Source organism: Winogradskyella sp. (assembly GCF_003712105.1).
Lineage (GTDB): Bacteria > Bacteroidota > Bacteroidia > Flavobacteriales > Flavobacteriaceae > Winogradskyella.
In genome coordinates this window covers 572,916-587,502 of record NZ_RHLG01000001.1, presented here as the reverse complement: position 1 = coordinate 587,502, position 14,587 = coordinate 572,916, and the positions used below count along the sequence as shown (strand labels likewise).

The 14,587-nt window shown below is 35.4% G+C and carries 15 protein-coding genes and 1 tRNA gene; 5 read left to right on the top strand and 11 right to left on the bottom strand.

The genetic code is table 11. The features are described from left to right. Positions 1–2 precede the first annotated feature (2 nt). Entirely contained in the window at positions 3–866 is an 864-nt protein-coding gene (locus ED556_RS02800; RefSeq protein ID WP_296319099.1) for an MBL fold metallo-hydrolase, read from the bottom strand. Positions 867–974: 108 nt separating this feature from the next. On the opposite strand from ED556_RS02800, the gene ED556_RS02795 reads away from it, so the two are divergent. Beyond that, positions 975–3,179: an amino acid permease gene (locus ED556_RS02795; RefSeq protein ID WP_296319097.1), complete on the top strand. Its 2,205-nt coding sequence runs from the start codon at positions 975–977 to the stop codon at positions 3,177–3,179. A 59-nt stretch (positions 3,180–3,238) separates the two neighbouring features. Then, positions 3,239–5,068, top strand: a complete 1,830-nt coding sequence (locus ED556_RS02790; protein ID WP_296319096.1) for a sodium:proton antiporter — start codon at positions 3,239–3,241, stop codon at positions 5,066–5,068. Positions 5,069–5,114: 46 nt separating this feature from the next. Here ED556_RS02790 and accC read toward each other — a convergent pair whose 3' ends face one another. The 6 genes from accC to pdxA form a co-directional block, all read right to left on the bottom strand. Continuing rightward, a complete protein-coding gene (gene accC / locus ED556_RS02785; protein ID WP_296319093.1) occupies positions 5,115–6,458 on the bottom strand; it encodes an acetyl-CoA carboxylase biotin carboxylase subunit in 1,344 nt (447 codons plus the stop codon). An 85-nt stretch (positions 6,459–6,543) separates the two neighbouring features. Further along, positions 6,544–7,029 (bottom strand): acetyl-CoA carboxylase biotin carboxyl carrier protein, encoded by a 486-nt coding sequence (gene accB, locus ED556_RS02780; RefSeq protein WP_296319092.1) that lies wholly within the window; start codon positions 7,027–7,029, stop codon positions 6,544–6,546. A 31-nt stretch (positions 7,030–7,060) separates the two neighbouring features. Beyond that, positions 7,061–8,056 carry a beta-ketoacyl-ACP synthase III gene (locus ED556_RS02775; RefSeq protein ID WP_296319089.1) on the bottom strand — a complete coding sequence of 332 codons (996 nt, stop codon included), beginning with the start codon at positions 8,054–8,056 and terminating at the stop codon, positions 7,061–7,063. 179 nt (positions 8,057–8,235) lie between these two features. Further along, positions 8,236–8,439 carry a 50S ribosomal protein L32 gene (gene rpmF, locus ED556_RS02770; RefSeq protein WP_296319087.1) on the bottom strand — a complete coding sequence of 68 codons (204 nt, stop codon included), beginning with the start codon at positions 8,437–8,439 and terminating at the stop codon, positions 8,236–8,238. Between the two features lie 8 nt (positions 8,440–8,447). Then, positions 8,448–8,984, bottom strand: a complete 537-nt coding sequence (locus tag ED556_RS02765; protein ID WP_296319085.1) for a DUF177 domain-containing protein — start codon at positions 8,982–8,984, stop codon at positions 8,448–8,450. Between the two features lie 79 nt (positions 8,985–9,063). Then, entirely contained in the window at positions 9,064–10,104 is a 1,041-nt protein-coding gene (pdxA, locus tag ED556_RS02760; protein WP_296319083.1) for a 4-hydroxythreonine-4-phosphate dehydrogenase PdxA, read from the bottom strand. A 53-nt stretch (positions 10,105–10,157) separates the two neighbouring features. On the opposite strand from pdxA, the gene ED556_RS02755 reads away from it, so the two are divergent. Further along, positions 10,158–10,748 carry a riboflavin synthase gene (locus ED556_RS02755; RefSeq protein WP_296319081.1) on the top strand — a complete coding sequence of 197 codons (591 nt, stop codon included), beginning with the start codon at positions 10,158–10,160 and terminating at the stop codon, positions 10,746–10,748. Here the strand turns inward: ED556_RS02755 and ED556_RS02750 are convergent. The 3 genes from ED556_RS02750 to mce form a co-directional block, all read right to left on the bottom strand. After that, a complete protein-coding gene (locus tag ED556_RS02750) occupies positions 10,737–10,955 on the bottom strand; it encodes a hypothetical protein (RefSeq protein WP_296319078.1) in 219 nt (72 codons plus the stop codon). The genes ED556_RS02755 and ED556_RS02750 overlap by 12 nt on opposite strands. 335 nt (positions 10,956–11,290) lie before the next feature. Further along, positions 11,291–11,364: transfer RNA gene (locus ED556_RS02745), tRNA-Ile, on the bottom strand. A gap of 75 nt (positions 11,365–11,439) precedes the next feature. Continuing rightward, positions 11,440–11,844: a methylmalonyl-CoA epimerase gene (mce, locus tag ED556_RS02740; protein ID WP_296319809.1), complete on the bottom strand. Its 405-nt coding sequence runs from the start codon at positions 11,842–11,844 to the stop codon at positions 11,440–11,442. Between the two features lie 62 nt (positions 11,845–11,906). Between mce and rbfA the strand changes: the two genes are divergently transcribed. Further along, complete coding sequence (gene rbfA / locus ED556_RS02735; protein WP_296319077.1) at positions 11,907–12,299, top strand: 30S ribosome-binding factor RbfA; 393 nt, start codon at positions 11,907–11,909, stop codon at positions 12,297–12,299. A 64-nt stretch (positions 12,300–12,363) separates the two neighbouring features. Continuing rightward, positions 12,364–13,572 (top strand): FtsX-like permease family protein, encoded by a 1,209-nt coding sequence (locus ED556_RS02730; protein ID WP_296319075.1) that lies wholly within the window; start codon positions 12,364–12,366, stop codon positions 13,570–13,572. A gap of 4 nt (positions 13,573–13,576) precedes the next feature. On the opposite strand, the gene dusB is transcribed toward ED556_RS02730, so the two are convergent. After that, a complete protein-coding gene (gene dusB / locus ED556_RS02725) occupies positions 13,577–14,572 on the bottom strand; it encodes a tRNA dihydrouridine synthase DusB (RefSeq protein ID WP_296319074.1) in 996 nt (331 codons plus the stop codon). Positions 14,573–14,587 lie beyond the last annotated feature (15 nt).

Here is a 14,587-nt window from a genome sequence, read left to right as displayed (position 1 = left end):
TATTAATTATTAAAAATGTCTTTACAAGTATAAGTTTCGTTTAATCTAACACCTTTTTCGGTATGCTTTACAGTAATAATTTCATTGTGAGCATCATGCTCTAAAAATAAGTAATAATTATTGTCCGCAGCAAGCTTTAAAAAGCGCTCTTTTTCGTCGAGTGTTAACAGTGGTCTTGTGTCATACCCCATTACAAAAGGTATTGGTAAATGACCAACTGTTGGCAGCAAATCTGCCATAAAACAAATCATTTTTCCTTTGTAATTAATCATAGGTATCATTTGCTTGTCTGTATGACCATTAGCAAAAAAAATACCAAAACCTAATTCAGTGCTTTCAACAATAGAATTTTTAGGTAAAGATGTGAATTTAAGCCTACCGCTTTCTTGCATCGGAATGATGTTTTCTCTCAAAAAAGAAGCCTTTTCTCTCCGGTTGGGTTGGGTTGCCCACAACCAATGGTCTTCATTGCTCCAAAAATTTGCATTTTTAAAAGCAGGTTCGTAACCCGTTTTGTCTTTATTCCATTGAATGCTTCCACCACAGTGGTCAAAATGTAGATGCGTCATAAACACATCGGTTATATCATTTCTATGAAAACCATATTTCTTTAGAGATTTGTCAATTGTATCATCACCCCATAAATGGTAGTACCCATAGAATTTATCTGACTGTTTATTACCCATGCCAGTATCAATTAAGATAAGCCTATTACCGTCTTCAATTAGCAAACAACGTGCAGCAATATCAATCATATTGTTACTATCCGCAGGATTAGTTCTTTCCCAAAGAGACTTTGGTACAACCCCAAACATCGCACCACCATCAAGCTTAAAATTTCCCGCGTTTATAGGGTATAAATTCATAGATGACGAAAATACTAAAAACCTAAGTAAGAGTCGGTTCCTTTTAGATTTTATTGGGATTTTTTGAGTTGTAAAAAAAATCCTATTTTCGATGAATAATTTAAAAATTTGAAGAAACTAAATAGAAGCTTAAGCCTTACCTCAGCTGTTGCCATAAGTATTGGTGGTATGTTGGGTAGTGGTATTTTTGTACTTCCCGGAATAGCAGCGGCAAAAACAGGGTCTTCAATTTGGTTAGCATATTTACTAGCCGCGGTTTGTATACTTCCTGCGGCGCTTTCAAAAAGCGAATTAGCCACAGCGATGCCTTCTTCAGGAGGAACGTATGTTTACATAGAACGCACATTTGGTCCAATTTTCGGAACAATCGCTGGTATTGGCCTTTGGTTATCTCTTTTACTAAAAAGCTCTTTTGCTTTAGTTGGTTTTGGAGCCTATCTAACGGTTTTGGTTAGTATTGACGAGGGTTTTACTAAATATGTTGCTTTATTTTTCCTCTTCGTTATTTTACTTCTAAATATTTTTGGGGTTAAAAAAGTAGGGAAAGTTCAGATTATTATAGTAACTATAAGCCTTTTAAGCTTAAGCACAATCTTAATTTTCGGAATTCCAAATGTAAATCAGGAGTTGTTAGAGCCTGTTTTTTCTAATGGAAATCTTGGTTTAGTCTCTACAATTGCATTCGTATATATTTCCTATGCAGGAGTTACTAAAATAGCCGCTATAGCCGGAGAAATTAAAAACCCAAGCGTTAATTTACCAAGGGCGATGATGTTGTCTTTGGTAATTATGTCAATAATCTATGTGTCCGTTGCTTTTGTTTTGGTCGGTAATATACCTATGAATATCCTTGGTAAAGACATAAAACCAATTTACACGATTTCAAACTTGTTAGGTGGAACATATGTAGGATATGCTGCAGCACTTGTGGGTGTAATCACGCTTGTGTCTATGGCCAACTCTGGTGTTTTGGCTGCATCACGCTTTCCTTTTGCTATGGCAATGGATAAACTACTGCCTGATTTTATGAGCAAAATTCATAGCAAATATTTAACACCTGTGGTTACAATTATTTTAACCTGCGTTGTTATGGGCTTGGTTATTTTATTCTTAGATGTAGAAAAAATCGCAAAATTAGCCAGCGCCTTTATGGTGATGATGTTTGTTTCGGTTAATGCATCTGTTATCATTTTAAGAGAAACAGCAACACAATGGTACAATCCACCATATAAGTCACCGTTTTACCCATATATTCAGCTTTTTGGAATTATAACAGGTATTGCTCTTCTCATTTTGCTAGGCCCTCTACCCCTTGGAGCAATAGCACTGATTACAGTTTTAGGCTTCTTAATTTATCTGCGATTTGGAAAAAAAACAGCAAGAATAGGTGTTTTAAGAAAATATGGACATCGCCCGGCACTTTATCTTTTATATAAAAAGAAGCGCAGAGAAAAGCTTAACGGTAAGAACGGCGTAAAATTAAACGCAGATTTTTTAGATGGAGAAATTTTGGATGATGCAGGTGTAGTTGTACCTCTTTTAGGAAATGAAACATCACCAGAAATGCTAGTTGAGATTGGAGCAGCGCTTAATAACAAAGAAAAGCTACAAGTGGCTAATATTACTGAAGTTCCTAACCAGACATTTCTTGAAGCAATGGTTGATGAGAACCCAAGAATTAATTCGCTTGCCAGACGTTTTTCAAGGTTAGGGCAATCTAAAAATATACCCATAGATTTTGAGTCTTTAGTTACACATAACATTTCCGATACCATTTATGAGTTAAGTGATCAAACACATTGTGACTGGTTGGTTTTTGGTTGGAATGGTAGGGCAAGAACAGGTATTTTAATACACAACCCAATAGGTTGGTTAATGACCCACATCAACTCAAACTTTGCGCTTTTTAAAGATAAAGGCGTAAGGCATATAGGAAAAGTTCTAATTGCGCTTAGACCTGGCCGGAATGATAAAAAGGTCATTGAGGTGGCTGATAGGATTTGCCAATTTTATGGCGCGAATTTTTCGTTACTTCGTGTTGTTAATGAGGACATTTCTGAAACAGAATTAAGCAATTTAGAAACAACATCCAAAGAGTTGTTAAGCAACACAAAATCAAAAGCAGAGTTATTAGTAATGAAGTCAAACGATTCTATTGAAACTATTGCAATAACCTCAGCTTCTTACGATTTATTAATTTTAGGCGCCCCGCAAAAAGATAGTTGGACGAGCGTATTATTTGGAACTGGTAAAGACAGGTTTACAGAAAACGCAGCGTGTTCGGTGCTGCGGTTAACAATAAGAAACAATTAAAAGGTTTTAACCTTTTCTTTACTAACTTTACTTTTTTATCAAGATTAAACAGAAGACGAATGATTGAATTAGCAGGAATAATTATTTTAGGAATTCTTGCCCAGTGGGCCGCATGGAAATTTAAAATCCCTGCAATTTTACCACTAATACTAATAGGTTTATTAGTCGGGCCAATTGCTGCAGAATTTTTAAGCGAGGATGGCACAAAATGGATAGAGCCTATTTGGGACGGAAAAAAAGGCTTATTCCCCGGTGAAGGCTTGTATTATTTTGTTTCCTTAGCCATAAGTATCATTCTATTTGAAGGTGGGTTAACATTAAAGCGCAACGAAGTAAAAAATGTTGGGCCTGTGATCACGAAATTAATCACTCTAGGTGCTACAGTTACATTTTTTGGGGCAGGTATAGCCGCTCATTTCATTTTTAATTTAAGTTGGGAGTTATCATTTTTATTTTCTGGGTTAATTATAGTAACCGGCCCAACAGTAATTACACCAATATTAAGGAATATTCCACTAAAAAAAGACGTCTCTGCAGTTTTAAAATGGGAAGGTATTCTAATTGACCCAATTGGAGCTCTGGTAGCAGTATTGGTTTTTGAGTTTATAAGTGTTGAGGGTGATAGTGGTTTTACTAAAACAGCATTTATGGAGTTTGGGAAGATTATTCTCTTTGGGACTACATTTGGATTTACGTTTGCTCATGGATTGGCATTTGCAATAAATAAAAAGCTAATTCCTCATTACTTATTAAATGTTGTTTCATTATCTGTGGTGCTTCTTGTTTTTGTTGAGTCAGAAATTTTTGCACACGAATCTGGACTTCTTGCGGTTGTGGTAATGGGAATGGTTTTGGGTAATGGAAAACTCGAAAACCTAAAAGAATTGCTTTACTTCAAAGAGTCACTTAGTGTTTTGTTAATTTCTATTTTATTTATTCTGCTTGCCGCCAACATCAATATTGAAGACCTATTATTACTTTATAACTGGAAAACAGCAGCCCTGTTTTTAATTGTTGTTCTAGTCATACGGCCACTAGCGGTTTTTGCAAGTACACATAAATCTCGTTTAAAGTTCAATGAACGCCTTTTTGTAAGCTGGGTTGGACCAAGAGGTATTGTGGCCGCTGGTATTGCGTCTCTTTTTGGGAGTAAGCTAATAAAGCAAGGCGTGGAAGGCGCAGAATATATTACACCTCTAGTTTTTATGATTGTTTTAGGAACAGTATTGTTAAATGCAACCACCGCTCGTCTTTTTGCTAAGATTGTTGGTGTGTTCTTAACAAAATCTGACGGAATTTTAATAGTTGGCGCGTCAAAAGTTTCAAGACTATTAGGGGACTATTTAAAATCGAATGGAAGAAACGTTGTTTTAATAGACAGTAATAAGCGAAACATAGAAGAGGCAAAGGAACTAGGTCTTGAAGCCATATCTACTGATATTTATTCTAACACACTTTCTGACAACATTGAACTAAATGATGTTGGTTATCTTATGGCGCTTACTGGTAGTCCTGATATTAATAAATATGCCATAACAAAGTTTAGCAGGCAATTTGGTGAGAACGGTTCATTTAGATTGGTTTCAAGAGATGAAATGAAAGACAACAAGAACAACCCAAGAGAAGGTTTGTTTTCACATACAGATGATTATGATTCGCTTAATAGTGTGTGTAAAAAATTCCCAAACATTCAAGAATTAGAAATAAAGGATAATGACCATTATCAGCAACTGATACAAACAACTAATAACGACAAAGATATTATCCCGATTTTCTTAAAGGACGATCAAAACGATTTAAAAATCATCTCGTCTTATAATAACGAAATGGAAGATGTAGGAGAGAATTGGAAATTAGTGTATTTAGGTAAAACCCTTGAAGAAGTGTAAAAACGAAAAGAAAAAGCCCTCATTTTTATGAGGGCTTTTTTTAGCTTTATTCTTCAGGCATTTCAAAGTCTTCCATGAATTTTGTGGTATAATTACCAGCAATGTAATCAGGGTGATCCATAAGTTGTCTATGAAATGGAATTGTAGTTTTGATTCCTTCAATAACAAACTCATCTAAAGCTCTCTTCATTTTGTTAATAGCTTCTTCTCTTGTTTGAGCGGTTGTTATTAACTTGGCAATCATAGAGTCGTAATTAGGAGGAATACTATAACCTGCATACACATGAGTATCTAAGCGAACGCCATGGCCACCTGGAGCATGAAGTGTTGTTATTTTTCCTGGCGAAGGCCTAAAGTCATTATAAGGGTCTTCAGCATTTATTCTACATTCTATTGAATGAAGGTTAGGCGTGTAGTGTTTTCCGGAAATTGGAACACCAGCCGCAACTTTAATTTGTTCTCTAATTAAATCAAAATCAATTACCTGCTCTGTAATTGGATGCTCTACCTGAATACGTGTATTCATTTCCATGAAGTAGAAATTACGGTGTTTGTCTACAAGAAACTCCACTGTTCCTGCGCCTTCGTAATTAATATACTCTGCTGCTTTTACCGCTGCTGCTCCCATTTTTTTACGAAGTTTGTCCGTCATAAAAGGAGAAGGCACTTCTTCTGTAAGCTTTTGGTGGCGTCGCTGAACAGAACAATCGCGCTCAGATAAATGGCAGGCTCTACCGGTAGAATCACCAACAATTTGAATTTCTATATGGCGAGGCTCCTCAATAAGCTTTTCCATATACATGTCGTCATTACCAAACGCCGCTTTTGATTCTTGTCTTGCAGAATCCCAAGCAGGTTTAAGATCTTCAGGCTTCCAAACGGCGCGCATCCCTTTACCTCCACCACCAGCGGTAGCTTTCAGCATAACAGGATAACCTACTTCAACGGCTAGTTTTTCACATTCTTCAAAATCAGCAATAATACCATCACTACCAGGAACACAAGGTACACCAGCAGCTTTCATTGTGGCTTTAGCCGTAGCTTTATCACCCATTTTCGAAATCATCTCTTCTGATGCTCCGATGAATTTGATACCATGCTCTTCACAAATCTTAGAAAACTTAGCGTTCTCGGATAAAAACCCATAACCTGGATGAATCGCATCAGCATTAGTAATTTCTGCTGCTGCAATAATGTTAGACATTTTTAAGTAAGACTCGGTGCTTGGTGCAGGACCAATACAAACAGCTTCGTCAGCAAACTTTACAGGTAAACTATCCGCATCAGCTGTAGAATATATCGCAACACTCTTTATCCCCATTTCTTTGCAAGTTCTAATAACACGCAAAGCAATTTCACCTCGATTGGCAACTAATATTTTTTTAAACATAAGCTCTTCGAATTTTCAATAGTCAAAAACTAAATTTTAATACGATTTCGCTTTAAAATTCGGAAATTGAAAATTGAGATTTATATTATGATGGGTCAACCAAAAATAAAGGTTGGTCAAACTCAACAGGAGAAGAATCGTCAACTAAAACTTTTACAATCTTACCTGAAATTTCAGATTCGATTTCATTAAAAAGTTTCATTGCTTCTATAACACAAAGCACATCGCCCTCTTTAATATCCGTTCCTACCTCAACAAACACTGGTTTGTCTGGAGAAGGCTTGCGATAAAAAGTTCCTATTATTGGCGACTTTATAGTAACGTATTTTGAATCGTCAGATGCTGCTGGAGTAGCTGCTGGAGCTGGAGTTTCAGCTACAGGAGCAGGAGCAACAGGTGCTTGTGGTTGAACAACAGGTGCTGCAGCAACCGGCATTTGTTGAACGATGGTGGTTTCGCTTTCCGATCCCGTTTTAATGGTAATTTTAACATCGTCCATTTCTAACTTAACCTCACTTGCGCCAGATTTTGCTACAAATTTGATTAAGTTTTGAATTTCCTTTAAATCCATAATATTCAGTTTGTTATTAGTTAGTAAGTTTTTAAGAATTATAAGCCCATTTAAAATAAATAGAGCCCCAGGTAAAACCACCACCGAAAGCGGCGAATATTATTGTATCGCCTTTTTTAAGTTGTGATTCGTAATCATGTAAAAGAAGCGGTAAGGTTGCAGAAGTGGTATTGCCATACTTTTGTATGTTCATCAACACTTTTTCCTCTTCAAGGTTTATTCTGTTCGCTGTCGCGTCAATAATTCGTTTATTAGCTTGATGTGCAGCTAACCATTGCACATCACTATTTGTAAGGTTGTTTCGTTTTAAAATACGTTCAGCGACATCAGCCATGTTAAACACAGCATTTTTAAACACAGTTTTTCCATCTTGAAACACATAATGAGAACCTTCATTAAATGTGTCTGCTGTTATTGGGTATGAAGACCCACCATATTGAGCTCTAAGAAATTCTCTTCCTTCGCCATTACTTCTTAATAACTCATCCTGTAAACCAAGACCTTCATGGTTTGGTTCGAAAAGTACAGCTCCAGCACCATCTCCAAAGATGATACAGGTTGCTCTGTCTTCGTAATTTATAAAAGATGAATTTTTGTCAGCACCTATAAGTAAGACTTTCTTATAACGCCCAGATTCTATGTAGGCTGCCGCAGTTGACATCCCAAATAAGAAACTCGAGCAAGCCGCTTCGAGGTCGTAAGAAAATGCGTTAGTTGCTCCAATTTGTGTTGCCGTATAAGCAGAAGTTGAAGCTGCCTTCATATCTGGTGTTGCTGTTGCAACAATAACCAAATCGATGTCTTTAGGGTCTAAGCCACTTTTATCGATTAGGTTTTGTGCTGCTTTTATAGCTAAAAAAGAAGATCCTTTTCCTTCGTCTTTAAGGATGCGTCTTTCTTTTATTCCGGTACGTGTAGTTATCCATTCGTCATTAGTATCAACCATAGTTTCCAAAATCTGGTTTGATAAGACGAAATCTGGCAAATAGCCTCCTACAGCTGTAATAGCCGCTGTGATTTTACTCATTATTAGCGTTTAGTGTGATAAAAATATCGAAAAATGATGAAATATAATCTGCTAAATATTCCATTTTCGGCAATTTTATGCAAATAATTATGCAAATTAAGTGGTTTTTGAGCGATTTTTAGCAATAAAACAAAAAAAACGCCCAATAATGGACGTTTTATTTTATGCAAGCATAGCAGTTATGCTAAATTTTCTTCTCCAGCAGAGTTATCTACTAAAACTTGACCTCTGTAGTAAAGCTTTCCTTCATGCCAATGAGCTCTGTGATATAAATGTGGCTCACCAGTTGTAGGGCAAGTTGCTATTTGAGGAGCAGTTGCTTTGTAATGCGTTCTTCTCTTGTCTCTTCTCGTTCTTGATATTTTACGTTTAGGATGTGCCATTTTAAATGTTATTTATCCGTTAATAGTTTTTTTAATATATCCCATCGAGGATCTGTTTCCTCTGTATCATCTGTTTTTTGTTCTTTAGGGCTTAATTCTTCTAACTTGTTAAGTATTTCAGACTTTAATGTTCCATCTTCTATTCCTGGATGCACTTTTTTGGCCGGTAAGGCCAAAACAATCAGCTCATATATATATTGAGCTATATTGATTTGATATTCACCATGAGGAAGAATTAAAATTTCTTCATTATCATCATTAAAGTGTTCTCCAAATTTAACAACAAGCTTAAAAGTGTCTTCAACGGCTTGATCAAAAGGCTCATTAGTAACATCACAATTAATATGAACTGTACCTTTAGCATGAAAGTTTAACTCTAACAGAGTTGTTTTCTTTTCCAATATTAGATCAACATCTAAATCGGCACCATTAAATTCGTCATAATCAAACTCTAAAAAGAACGTATTATCAATATGATAATCAAAATGATGTTTACCTACTTTTAGCCCTACAAATGGTATTGTATACGCTTTCAATTCTTTCATTACCACATTCATTTTGAGCGTGCAAATATAATATTTTTTTGTTTACACAACCCTAGATATTAACATTTTTTGTTGATATCTAATTAGAAGATTTTTCAAGTGGGTTTTTAGCATAAAAAAGATGATTTTTACGGCATCGGTAAATTTCAATAGCTTTAAATACAGCATTTTTAAATGAATTTTCATCGGCAACACCTTTTCCTGCAATTTCGTATGCGGTTCCATGATCTGGAGAAGTTCTTATTTTATTGAGGCCAGCTGTATAATTAACTCCCGATCCAAATGTAATTGTCTTAAAGGGGATCAAGCCCTGATCGTGATAAGACGCAATGATTGCATCAAAGCTTTTATACGTTTTAGAACCGAAAAAACTGTCTGCAGAATAGGGACCATATACCAAATTCCCTTCTTTTCTGAGTTGCTCTAATGTTGGTTTTAATACGGCATCATCTTCATTACCAATTACACCATTGTCACCTGCGTGAGGGTTAATAGCTAAAACGGCAATTTTAGGTTTACTAATTGCAAAATCTTGTTTAAGAGATTTTGATACTGTAGAGATTTTTTGAACAATTAATTCTTTTGTTATACTCTCGGGAACATCTTTTACAGGAACATGGTCTGTTAACAAACCAACTCTAAGGCCTTCCGAAACCATAAACATAAGGCTATTTCCTTCTAATTCTTGCTCTAAATAGTTAGTGTGACCCGGAAATTTAAAATCATCAGATTGTATATTATGCTTATTTATTGGGGCTGTAACTAACACATCGATAGCATCCTGCTTTAAAGCTTTTACCGCAGATTGAAGCGATTTAATTGCGTATTCACCAATTTTTGAATCCTCTTTCCCAAAATTTACATTAACAGCTTCTTTCCATACGTTGAAGACATTTACTTTTCCGCTGCTTATTTGACTTAGGTTGTTAACCTCATGAAGTTTTATTTGACTAGAAAAGTGCTTTTTAATAAAGCTCATTACTCTAGAAGATGCAAAAACGACAGGTGTACATAGTTCTAAAGTTCGTGGGTCTTCAAAAGTCTTTAAAATTATTTCAGACCCAATGCCATTTAAGTCACCAATAGAGATACCCACTTTTATAATGTCTTCTTTTTTCATCTTTTTTTTGTCCGTAACTTTACGCAGCAAATTTAACTAATTACAAAAGAACAATGTTTACTGGTATTATTGAGGAATTAGGAGAGGTTACAGCCTTAAAAAAAGATAAAGACAACTTACACTTAACTATTAAAAGCAATATAACCAACGAATTAAAAATTGACCAAAGTGTTGCTCACAATGGTGTGTGCCTTACAGTGGTTAGTATTGAAAATAGTGAATATGTTGTTACTGCTATTAAGGAGACGTTAGACAAGACAACTATAGGTTCACTAAAATTAAAAGATCTTATAAACCTGGAACGCGCAATGAAACTAGGAGATCGCTTAGACGGTCATATCGTTCAGGGACACGTTGACCAAACCGCTAAATGTATTGGTGTAAAAGAAGAAAATGGAAGTTGGCAATTTACGTTTGAATATGACGCAAGCCTAAATAATATTACAATTGAAAAAGGATCAATTACGGTAAATGGCGTAAGTCTTACTGTGGTTAACTCAAAACATAATCGTTTTTCCGTGGCTATTATCCCTTATACTTACGAGCACACGACATTCAAAAATCTAAAAGAAGGAGATAAGGTCAACTTAGAGTTTGATGTTATTGGTAAATATGTAAAACGGTTAAACGACTTAAGATCCTAGCTGAGCCTGCCTTTTTCTTATGGTATAAACACCATATATAAGCGCTACAAAGAATAGTATTAGAAGATAATTATCTATCGGGAAACCTGGAGCTGGAGGTGGGCCACCACCGCAAGGCATTGGGTCTGAGCAACATGGGGCACAAGGCACGCCACTTGGACACCCAGAACACGGCCCTTGAATCAAGAGCATTAGGTTAAATATCATTGAGGCAATCTTCATATAGTCAACAAAAGATTAACGCAAATGTAAAAAAAAAAGTATGTTGTCAAAATTAATAGCTAAAAAACATTCCCTTAAAATGCAAAAAAATCCGACAAAAGACCGTTTTTGTGCTTAAAAATAAGCTTTAGTAGTAATTTTCTTACTTAGTAAATAAGGTGAACGTTTTATAGCACTAAAATATAATTATTAGTGTTGTCTTATATTAATAAAAGCAAAAGCTATTAACATTAAACCGCATTAAATTGTTAATAGTTTAAAATATCAACTATTAAAAACTAAAAAAGCCACTTCAAGTAATTGAAATAGCTTTTTGAAAGTGGTCCCACCTGGGCTCGAACCAGGGACTTTCTGATTATGAGTCAGATACTCTAACCAACTGAGTTATAGGACCTATTGGTAAATACCAATCTCTTTATTTCTAAAGAGTCTGCAATATTACTATATATTTTAAAACTCTACAAGGATTTTAATCTCTAATGTCTTGGCACAACTCAATAAGAACACCATTTGTAGATTTTGGATGTAAAAATGCTATTAACTTATTATCAGCACCTTTTTTCGGCGTTTCATGAATCATTTTAAACCCGTCATATTTTAAGCGATTAATTTCAGCTTCAATATCATCTACCGCGAATGCGATATGATGAATACCTTCACCTTTTTTTTCAATGAATTTAGCAATAGGACTGTCGGGTTTTGTGGCTTGAAGTAATTCAATTTTGTTTGGGCCACAACCAAAAAATGAAGTAAGTACACCTTCAGATTCAACAGATTCAGTCTTATAGTGTTCTTCGCCAAATAAGGCTTTAAATAATTGATTTGAAGATTCAATATCTTTTACGGCTATTCCAATGTGCTCAATTTTTTTCATCATGGCTTCAAATTTGTAGTGCAAAAATACTATAATCGTTAAATAACCTCTACTTTTGCCCCATGGAAAGCAATAGACAGAAAAAAATAGGCGGAATTATTCAGCAAGATTTAGCTGAGGTACTTCAGAGAGCAGCTTCAGAAGGTGGTCTTAAGGGCGTTATTATTTCTGTAACTAAAGTAAGTGTAACGGTAGATTTATCTATCGCAAAAGTCTATTTAAGTGTTTTTCCAAATAAAGAAGCTAATCAACTTTTAGAAGGTATAAGATCGAACACACCTTTAATCCGACATGAACTAGCTCAACGTACGCGTCATCAACTGCGCCGTATGCCTAAGCTTGAATTTTTTATCGACGATTCGCTAGAATATATTGATAATATTGAGCGCTCTCTTAAAGGTGAAGACAATCCAATAAAAGACGAAGATTTATTAGGTAGGCGAAAAAAATCGTAATACCATCCTAAAATTTAAGGTTCTCCATTCTTTTATGTCTACTTTTATGCAGACTCTTTAGTTCATGAACACGTCATTTTACATTGCTAAACGCTATTTGTTTTCTAAGAGCAGCAACAATGCAATTAACATTATGAGCATTATTGCTTCTGCTGGCGTTATCATTGCTTCTACAGCCTTATTAATTGTTCTTTCGGTATTTGCAGGATTGAAAGAATTTAGTCTTGATTTTTCAAACTTTACAGACCCAGATTTAAAACTTCTGCCAGTAGAAGGTAAATCATTTTTGATTCCAGAGAGCGATTTAAACTCACTTAATACAATAGATGGTATTGTTGCGTTTTCTAAAATTATTGAGGAACGCATAGTAATAAAAAGTGAAAACAAAAACCTATTAGCCACATTAAAAGGTGTAGATGAAAACTATCTGAGTGTGACTCAAATAGACAGTATGATTACCAAAGGACAGTGGATAACACCTAACACTAATGATGTGGTATCTGGCTGGGGAATTTCTAACAACTTGTCTTTTGGAATATTTAATTTTTTAAAGCCACTAACGCTTTATGTGCCCAAACCTGGAAAAGGCCAAGGCAGTTCTATTAGAAGTTACTTTAATTCTGAAATTGTTAGTAATGTAGGCCTTTTTAGTGTGAACGAAAACTTAGATAATGAGTATATTTTTTCTGATATTAGTTTAGCAAAAAGTTTACTGAATTATGAAGAACATCAGTTTTCGGCCATAGAGATAAAACTAGATAATGAAGCTGATGAAGATCTTGTCAGGGCAGGCATAGAGGCAAAATTCCCAAACACATTTATAATCAAAAACAGAGCACAGCTAAACGATGCATTGTTTAAAATGTTGAATACCGAAAACTTAGCGGTTTATCTCATATTTACATTAGTGATAATCATCGCGCTATTTAATGTTATAGGAGCGATAATTATGATGATTTTAGACCGAAAGAAATCACTCAATACATTATTTAATTTGGGCGCAGAACCATCTCAAATTAGAAATATATTCTTTTTACAAGGTTCTTTAATGACTGTAATAAGTGGTTTAATAGGAATTGTTATCGCTTTACTTATCATTTTCGTTCAGAAAAAATTTGAATTGATAATGCTTACGCCCGATTTTCCTTATCCTGTAAAACTACAAGTCATGAATATTGCTATTGTAATGATTACAATTTTTGGATTAGGAATTATTGCAGCCAAACTAGCATCGCAACGTATTACAAAAGACTTAATAAAAACCGTTGAATAATTCCTTATGCGGTGAACTGGTAATCAGCAAATTTTTCGATAACCTCATCAAACGCTGCAAACACGTCTTTAGAGTCGTCACTAGTTACCATTTTCATACGATATTCTTTAAAGTTTGGAATACCTTTAAAGTAATTGGTATAATGGCGTCTAGTTTCAAAAACACCAAGTTTTTCGCCTTTCCAGTCAATAGACATTTGTAAGTGACGTCGTGCGGCTTCGACACGTTCTGCAAGCGAAATTGGCGGCAAATGTTCGCCAGTACTGAAGTAATGCTTTACCTGTTTAAAAAACCAAGGGTTACCAATGGTAGCACGACCTATCATAGCACCATCAAGACCATAACTATCTCGCATTTCTACAGCTTTTTCAGGAGAGTTAACATCTCCATTTCCAAACACAGGAATATGCATACGAGGATTATTCTTAACAGCAGCAATCGGCTTCCAATCTGCATTGCCTTTATACATTTGGGCTCGTGTTCGTCCGTGAATAGCAATAGATTTAATACCAACATCCTGAAGTCTTTCAGCAACCTCAACAATTTTTATAGAATCGTGGTCCCAACCCAAACGGGTTTTCACGGTTACTGGTAAGTTGGTGCGTTTTACCATTTCTGCAGTAAGCTTTTCCATAAGACAGATGTCTTTCAAAATTCCTGCACCTGCACCTTTACTTACTACCTTTTTTACAGGGCAACCAAAGTTAATATCTATAATATCTGGATTGGACTTTTCTACGATATCAATCGTTTGAAGCATGCTGTCCATGTTTGCACCAAATATTTGAATACCAACAGGACGCTCTTTTTCGTAGATATCAAGTTTCATAACACTTTTTGCTGCATTACGAATCAAGCCTTCACTAGACACAAACTCCGTATACACAACATCTGCACCTTGTTCTTTGCACAATGCGCGAAACGGTGGGTCACTGACGTCTTCCATCGGCGCTAAAAGCAACGGAAAATCTCCCAATTCTATGTCTCCAATCTTTACCAATCTCAAGAAATTTTG

Excerpts from the sequence above, each read along its gene's own strand:
- ED556_RS02755 (WP_296319081.1), top strand. The coding sequence starts at position 10,158 with ATGTTTACTGGTATTATTGAGGAATTAGGAGAGGTTACAGCCTTAAAA.
- ED556_RS02765 (WP_296319085.1), bottom strand. The coding sequence starts at position 8,984 with ATGAAAGAATTGAAAGCGTATACAATACCATTTGTAGGGCTAAAAGTA.
- ED556_RS02800 (WP_296319099.1), bottom strand. The coding sequence starts at position 866 with ATGAATTTATACCCTATAAACGCGGGAAATTTTAAGCTTGATGGTGGT.
- rpmF (WP_296319087.1), bottom strand. The coding sequence starts at position 8,439 with ATGGCACATCCTAAACGTAAAATATCAAGAACGAGAAGAGACAAGAGA.
- accB (WP_296319092.1), bottom strand. The coding sequence starts at position 7,029 with ATGGATTTAAAGGAAATTCAAAACTTAATCAAATTTGTAGCAAAATCT.
- ED556_RS02730 (WP_296319075.1), top strand. The coding sequence starts at position 12,364 with ATGAACACGTCATTTTACATTGCTAAACGCTATTTGTTTTCTAAGAGC.
- ED556_RS02790 (WP_296319096.1), top strand. The coding sequence starts at position 3,239 with ATGATTGAATTAGCAGGAATAATTATTTTAGGAATTCTTGCCCAGTGG.
- pdxA (WP_296319083.1), bottom strand. The coding sequence starts at position 10,104 with ATGAAAAAAGAAGACATTATAAAAGTGGGTATCTCTATTGGTGACTTA.
- mce (WP_296319809.1), bottom strand. The coding sequence starts at position 11,844 with ATGAAAAAAATTGAGCACATTGGAATAGCCGTAAAAGATATTGAATCT.
- accC (WP_296319093.1), bottom strand. The coding sequence starts at position 6,458 with ATGTTTAAAAAAATATTAGTTGCCAATCGAGGTGAAATTGCTTTGCGT.
- ED556_RS02750 (WP_296319078.1), bottom strand. The coding sequence starts at position 10,955 with ATGATATTTAACCTAATGCTCTTGATTCAAGGGCCGTGTTCTGGGTGT.
- rbfA (WP_296319077.1), top strand. The coding sequence starts at position 11,907 with ATGGAAAGCAATAGACAGAAAAAAATAGGCGGAATTATTCAGCAAGAT.
- ED556_RS02775 (WP_296319089.1), bottom strand. The coding sequence starts at position 8,056 with ATGAGTAAAATCACAGCGGCTATTACAGCTGTAGGAGGCTATTTGCCA.